Source organism: Streptomyces sp. NPDC059455 (genome assembly GCF_042750115.1).
Lineage (GTDB): Bacteria > Actinomycetota > Actinomycetes > Streptomycetales > Streptomycetaceae > Streptomyces > Streptomyces endocoffeicus.
The window spans coordinates 1-4,002 of sequence record NZ_JBHYVB010000414.1 but is presented as its reverse complement, the minus strand read 5'-3'; the positions used below and the strand labels follow the sequence as shown (position 1 = coordinate 4,002).

The following is a 4,002-nucleotide window of genomic DNA, read 5'->3' as shown; positions in this document are numbered from 1 at the left end:
CCGGAACGCCCACCGGCACCGTCACCTTCTCCTTCGGGGACGGCACACCGACCGCCACGGCGCCGGTCGCCGGGGGCGTGGCCACCGTGACCCACACGTACAGCACCGCCGCGGGCAGCCCTTTCACGGTCACCGCCACCTACAACGGCGACACCGGCTTCGCGCCCTCCACCGGCACCGACACCCAGACCGTCAACAAGGCGGCCACCACGACGGCGGTGTCCTCCTCGCCCGACCCCGGTGTCACCGGCCAGAGCGTCACCCTCACCGCCACCGTCACCGCGTTCGCCCCGGGCGCCGGAACGCCCACCGGCACCGTCACCTTCTCCTTCGGGGACGGCACACCGACCGCCACGGCGCCGGTCGCCGGGGGCGTGGCCACCGTGACCCACGCCTACGCGGGGACCTCGGGCAGCCCGTACACCATCACCGCCACCTACAACGGCGACAACGGCTACACCTCGTCCACCGGCACCGACACCCAGACGGTCAACAAGGCGGCCACGACGACCACCGTCGCCTCCACGCCCGACCCCAGCGTCACCGGCCAGACCGTCACGCTCACCGCCACCGTGGCATCGGTCCTCCCCGGCGCCGGAATCCCGACCGGGACGGTCACCTTCTCCTTCGGGGACGGCGCACCGACCGTCACCGCGCCGCTGTCCGGAGGCACGGCCACCACCACCCACGCCTACACCACCAGGACCGGCAGCCCCTACCCGGTCACCGCCACCTACAACGGCGACACCAACTACACGACCTCCACCGGCACCGACAGCCAGGCCGTGGGCCGGGCGGCCACCACCACGACCGTGGTCTCCGCGCCGGACCCGTCCGCGACCGGGCAGTCCGTGACCCTCACCGCTACCGTGGCATCCCTCTCCCCCGGCGCCGGAACCCCCACCGGCACCGTGACCTTCAGCTTCGGCGACGGTACGGGCAACAGCACCGTGACCCTCTCCGGCAGCGTCGCGACCGTCAACCACACCTACACCACCAGGACGGGCAGCCCCTTCCCCATCACGGCCACCTACAACGGGGACACCAACTTCAGCGCGTCCAGCGGCACCGACACCCAGACCATCAACAACAAGGCCGCGACCACCACCACGGTGACCTCGACCCCCGACCCCTCGGTGGTGGGTCAGTCGGTGACCATCAGGGCGACGGTCTCGTCCGCGTCCGGCGCCCCGGTCGGAGCGGTCACCTTCTCCTTCGGCGACGGCACCAACACCGCCGTGGGCATCCTCTCCGGCGGCATCGCGACCGTCACCCACACCTACACGACCACCACCGGGAGCCCGTTCACCATCACGGCCACCTACAACGGGGACACCAACTTCAGCGCGTCCAGCGGCACCGACACCCAGACCGTGAACAAGGCGGCCACCACCACGGCCGTGGTCTCCTCCCCGAATCCCTCTTTGGTGAGCGATCCGGTGACGGTCACCGCGACCGTGTCCCCCGTCGCCCCCGGCGTGGGGACGCCCACCGGGACCGTCACCCTGGCCATCACCGATCGCACCCCCCAGGTGGTGACGCTGGTGAACGGCACCGCCTCCGCGACGTTCAACCCGCTGCAGAAGGGGACGCACACCGTCACCGCCAACTACCACGGCGATGTCAACTTCGCGGCCTCCTCGGCGTCCATCACCCAGACGGTGAACACCGGTTCGGGGTAGCCCGCCGGGCTCATGTCCGGTCCGCCGCCTCGGCGGGTGCCTCCGCGTCCGCCTCGGGGCGGCGGTACATCCGGGTGGCGGTGATCTGGCCGTGCACCTGCTGCTCCTCCTCCGGCTCGCGGACCGGCAGACCCGGCCGCAGATGCTCCTCGACGCTGATGTACTTCAGCCCGGCCCGCAGATCCGCGTCATTGCGGAGCCGGATCACCAGCGGGAACTCGGCCAGCGCCGTGGTGTCGAACAGCCCCGTCGTATAGAGCAGCTGCACCCCCAGCGCGTCCGCCACCGCCCGCTGGAGCTCCAGCAGATAGGTGGCGTTGGCGCGGCCGAGGGGGTTGTCGAGGAAGAGCGTGCCCGCGTGGCGGTGCTTGTCCCGGCCCCGGTCGTTGCTGCGCAGGGCCGCCATCGTGCAGTACAGCGCGATGGCGGCGGTCAGCAGCTGGCCGCCGGAGAACACATCGCCCATCTGCCCCACCGGCACCCGCTCGGCCCGCAGCACCGCGTCCGGATTGAGAATCTCCACGGCCACTCCGCGCGGCTGGAGCGCGGCATGGACCCCGCGCAGCAGCAGCGACATGCCGTCCCGGCGCAGATCGGAGTTCTTCCGGACGGCGGAGCGGGTGGCCTCGTCGATGACCTCGCCGAGCCGCTCGGTGAGCGAGGCCTGGTCGGGGTCCTCGAAGCGGATCCGCAGGAACTCCTGGCCCGACCACTCGCCGAGCCCCTCCGGGAGCCGGGAGAGCCGCTGCGCCGAACGCAGCGTGGCGAGGCAGGACTCGACGAGGCCGCGCAGCCGGTCCACGATCGAGTCGCGGTTGCGCTCCAGCTGCTCCAGCTCGTCGGTGAGCACACGCAGCCGGGGCGCGAACGCCTCGGCCCAGGCGGCGGCGTGCTCGGGCAGCGCGGCCGCGGGGAGCTCCCGGATCTGCTGGCGGGCGGGGGTGCGCACCTGCTCGTAGCGGGTGGAGTTGGCGTGCCGTACGAGGACGTCGCTCGCCTCCCGCACCGACGACTCGGCCGCCGACAGGTCGGCGGCGCAGCCGCGCAGTGAGCGGCGGGTCTCGGCGGCGGCCTGACGGGCCTCGGCGAGATCCCCGGCGTACGGCTCGGGCCGCTCGCCGTCGTCCTCCGCGCCGGGGCCGTCCCGCAGCAGATCCCGCAGCAGGGCGGCGGTCTCGTCGAAGCCGCCCGCGGCGTCCTCGGCGGCGCGGTGGGCGCGCACCATGTCGGCGTGGGCGGTGCGGGCGGTGTCCAGGGCGTCCGTACGGGCGGCCAGTTCACCGTTGGCGGTGCGCAGCAGCTCCTTCGCCTGCTCGGCGTCGGCCGGGACCGTCTCCTCCGGCAGCTCGGTGTGGGCCTCGCCGTCGGCGGGGGCCAGCCGCTCGGCCTCGCCGCGCAGCCGGCCCAGCTGCTCGCTCGCCGCCGACGCGCGGCTCTCCAGCATCTGGACCAGCGATTCGGCGCGGGCGGCGGCGGCCTGCCGGGAGGGGCCGTCGGCGCCGTCGGTGCCCTCCAGGAGCTGGGCCGCGCGGGTGCGGACCTTGTTGGTGAGCCGGTCGAGGGTGGCGAGGGCCGCGCTCTCGTCGCTTTCGGCGCGGGCCTGTTCGGCGCGGAGGTCGGCGCCGACGCCGACCTTCTCGTAGACCTGGGAGGCGGCGCGGTAGGCCTCGCGGAGCGCGGGCAGCGAGGCGGAGGGCGGCTCGGTGGCCTCACCGAGGTCGTCGGGGGCGCCCGCGATCTCCGCGCGCTCGGCGCGCAGGGCACGGGCGGTACGGCGCGCGTCGTCGGCCGCGCGCTGGGCGGCGCGCCGGTCCTCGTCGGCGGCGCGGGCCCGGTCCACACAGCCCGCGGCGCGCTCCTCGTACTCGACGGCCTCCTCGGCCAGTTCGCGCAGCCGGGTCTGCCAGGTGGCGCGCTCCCGCAGCCGGTACGCCAGACCGGCCAGCGCGTCCGCCACCCGGCGGGCCCGCTGCGCCGCCTCCTGGCGCTCGTCCCGGACGCGGGCGGCCTCGGTGGCGGCCTCGTCGGCCTCGGCCCGTGCCGTACGTGCCTCCACGAGGTCGCGCTGCGCGGTGTCGGCGGTCTCCCGTCCGGTCTCGGCCGCGGCCGCGAGCTCCGCGAGCCGCCCGGGCGGGCAGCCGGTGCGCCAGGAGGCGAGCCGCGCGGACAGCGCCCGGTCCCCGGCCAGCCGCGCGGCGAGCGCCCTGATCTCCTCGTCCCGCGCGGTGGCACGGGCCCGCAGCCCGCGCCGCTCGTCGTCGGCGGCGCGCTCGTCGTGCATCGCCGGGTTCGGCGGCACGAGGAAGACCCCGCTGTCCTC

General features: G+C 74.7%; 1 protein-coding gene and 1 pseudogene. One reads left to right on the top strand and one right to left on the bottom strand.

The window, feature by feature from the left end; genetic code table 11:
* A partial coding sequence (locus ACFXB5_RS52975) for an Ig-like domain repeat protein (RefSeq protein WP_385223143.1) occupies window positions 1-1,682 on the top strand: 1,682 nt, incomplete at its 5' end.
* Between the two features lie 10 nt (window positions 1,683-1,692).
* Here ACFXB5_RS52975 and ACFXB5_RS52970 read toward each other — a convergent pair.
* A pseudogene (locus tag ACFXB5_RS52970) lies at window positions 1,693-4,002 on the bottom strand (hypothetical protein); the annotation flags it as partial.